Origin of the sequence: Microcystis sp. M165S2 (genome assembly GCF_020245885.1) — a bacterium.
GTDB lineage: Bacteria > Cyanobacteriota > Cyanobacteriia > Cyanobacteriales > Microcystaceae > Microcystis.
The window spans coordinates 1-2,619 of the sequence record NZ_JADBTZ010000253.1 but is presented as its reverse complement, the minus strand read 5'-3'; the positions used below and the strand labels follow the sequence as shown (position 1 = coordinate 2,619).

The following is a 2,619-nucleotide window of genomic DNA, read 5'->3' as shown; positions in this document are numbered from 1 at the left end:
TGTTTTGCCAACACCCCGATTATCCATCCAATAACGCAGAACTTTATTCCGAACAAATTGGGTTGTCCGTATTGCCTCATTAATGGCTTCTATCTGATTAGGTTTTGGCTTAACTTTGTATTCTAGTACAAACATTTTGACAATGCTTGACTGAGTATCAATATTTTAGCACAAAGGAAATAAAATGGCAACTTAATATTTTAAAAGCCGCCCGACCCTGCGCGGGCATGGCGGGGCTTGTACCCAAATTTTCGGTCACACCGAAGGCTGAGGCTGATAGCTTGACCCTATAATAATTAGAAATATGTAACTCGATCAACTGACTTTATGACCTTGCCTCTCGATGTTCCCACGGCGATTAATCAACGTCGTTCTATTAAAACTTTTACCACCGATCCGATCGCCCCAGAACTGCTAAAAACCCTAGTAGAATTAACCGTTGCCGCACCTAGTAGCTTCAACATCCAAGATTGGCGAATTATTTTAGTACAAGAGCCGGCACAAAAGGCCGCTTTAGCCGAGGCCGCTTGGGGACAAAAGCAAATTATCCAAGCGCCGGTTACTTTTGTTTTCGCTGCCGATGCTGCCGCAGGAGGAGGAGATCTAACCCCCATCTATGAACAGGCTCTCAGTACGGGTGCTTGGAACGAAGGCACGGTAAAATATTTTAAACAGGCTATCCCGGGATTTCAAAAGGATTTGGGCGAAAAAACCCGGGAATACGCGATTAAGGATGCCATGATCGCCGCTACTCATCTGGTTTTGGCTGCTGAAAGTCTCGGTTTATCTAGTTGTTTTCTCAACGGTTGGATCGAGGACAAGGTAAAAGCTGTGATTGGTGCTGCCGATCATCCCCATCTAGCGATCGCTGTTGTCGTTCCCATCGGTTACGCGGCGGAACCGCGGCTTAATCCGGGGCGTTTACCCTTAGATTACAATGTTTTTGTGGATCGCTTGGGTAATCCCTATCAAATCTAAACTTTAGCGATGACTTTCTCTCCCTCAGCTTGGTTAACGCCCTTTTTTAACACTCCCCTTTGGCGCGCTGGGGGAGTTTCCATCACTCTTGGTTGGATTATTAGTATTCTTGTACTGTTTGTTCTTGTCACCTGTCTGACGATCGCTTTTAAAAGTTTACTAAAAAATCGTCTGCTGAAAAGTATCGGTTTTGATGAAGGTAATCGAGAAGCGATCGCAACTCTGGCTAGTTTTGCTTTTGGGGCTTTTGGTTATATTATCGCCCTACAATTGACTGGATTCAATCTCGCTTCGATCGCTGTTTTAGCCGGTGGTTTGGGGGTGGGTATCGGTTTCGGTTTGCAGGAGTTAACCAAAAATCTCACCAGTGGTTTAACTTTGTTGGTGGAACGCAAGTTAAAAGTGGGCGATTTTATCGAATTTGAGCAAACAAAGGGTTATATCCGGGAAATATCGATTCGTTCCACCACCATTCGCACTGTTGATGGTGCAGAGTTAATCGTTCCTAACACAATCTTAACTAGCAATCGCGTCCAGAATTGGCATTATCCCGACTCGCGCATTCGAGTCATTGTGCCGGTAGGAGTTGCCTACGGTACAGATCCTTTGATAGTGACGGAAATTCTGCTGCAATCAGCCTATATGTCGGTAGAAATTGCCTTTAATCCGCTTCCCAAGGTGATTTTTAACGGTTTTGGTGATAGTGCTTTAAATTTTGAGTTGTGGGTATGGGTGGAAAAAGTCGAACAGGCCGTTTTTCTGAGAAGTTCCCTACACTTCATTATCGAGCATAATCTGCGTCATCGGGGCATAACGATTCCTTTTCCCCAGCGAGAGTTATGGTTGCATAATACCGACAGTTTTGAGGCAGTTAAGGAACAGGATCAGGAGATAGTTAAACCTTCAAAACCGCTATCGTTAAAAGAAATGTTATTGGAGGTGAGTTACTTTAAACATTTTAACGATCTGCAATTGCGTGTATTAATTGAAATGGGTTGTCGTAAACATCTCCAGGACGGGGATATTTTAATTAGACAGGGAGAAAGAACTAATTATTTCTGTATTGTTTTGCAGGGACAAATGGATGCTTTTTATGAAAACGATAAAATCAGTCGTAAAATTTTTACTTTTAATAAAGGTCAATATTTTGGGGAATTACCGTTAATGTTAGAGGTTCCCTATCCCACCACTATGCAAGCAGTGGGGGAAACCTTGTTATTTTTGCTCGATCGTCAGGGGTTTCAGCATCTTATCACTACTTATCCGGCTCTAGCGGAGGAATTCACTGAGGCACTCACCCAACGTCAAGAGGAATTGGGCGAATGTCAGCAGAAATTGCGAGAAATGGGGCTTTTAGACTCGGAAGACCTGAAAAATCCCGTCTCTTGGCTGCGACAACGGTTAAAGAGCTTTTTTGCGGCTTAAAAGGGGATGAGAACAGATTTACAGCCTTTCTCCTATAGCAGTTATCTTAATGATGAGGTACGAAGCTGAGAATAGGGCGTTGTCAGATAAAGAGATGAGAAGGCAAAATAGATAGAAACTCAATGAAGGAAAAAAAACGATGAAATGTCCAGAATGTAAAAGTGACCACATCAATAAAAATGGTCATCGTGGTCAAAAACAAAACTATATATGTGT

The 2,619-nt window shown here is 43.0% G+C and carries 3 protein-coding genes and 1 pseudogene; 3 read left to right on the top strand and 1 reads right to left on the bottom strand.

What is annotated here, in order from left to right:
* Positions 1–135 (bottom strand): annotated as a pseudogene (locus IM479_RS12805) (RNA-guided endonuclease TnpB family protein); the annotation flags it as partial.
* 192 nt (positions 136–327) lie between these two features.
* Here IM479_RS12805 and IM479_RS12800 point away from each other — a divergent pair.
* From IM479_RS12800 to IM479_RS23060, 3 genes are all read left to right on the top strand, one after another.
* Positions 328–978, top strand: a complete 651-nt coding sequence (locus tag IM479_RS12800) for a nitroreductase family protein (protein WP_287684710.1) — start codon at positions 328–330, stop codon at positions 976–978.
* A 9-nt stretch (positions 979–987) separates the two neighbouring features.
* Positions 988–2,403: a mechanosensitive ion channel domain-containing protein gene (locus tag IM479_RS12795; protein ID WP_287684709.1), complete on the top strand. Its 1,416-nt coding sequence runs from the start codon at positions 988–990 to the stop codon at positions 2,401–2,403.
* Between the two features lie 139 nt (positions 2,404–2,542).
* The coding region (locus tag IM479_RS23060) for a transposase-like zinc-binding domain-containing protein (protein ID WP_425184889.1) at positions 2,543–2,619 on the top strand (77 nt) is incomplete at its 3' end.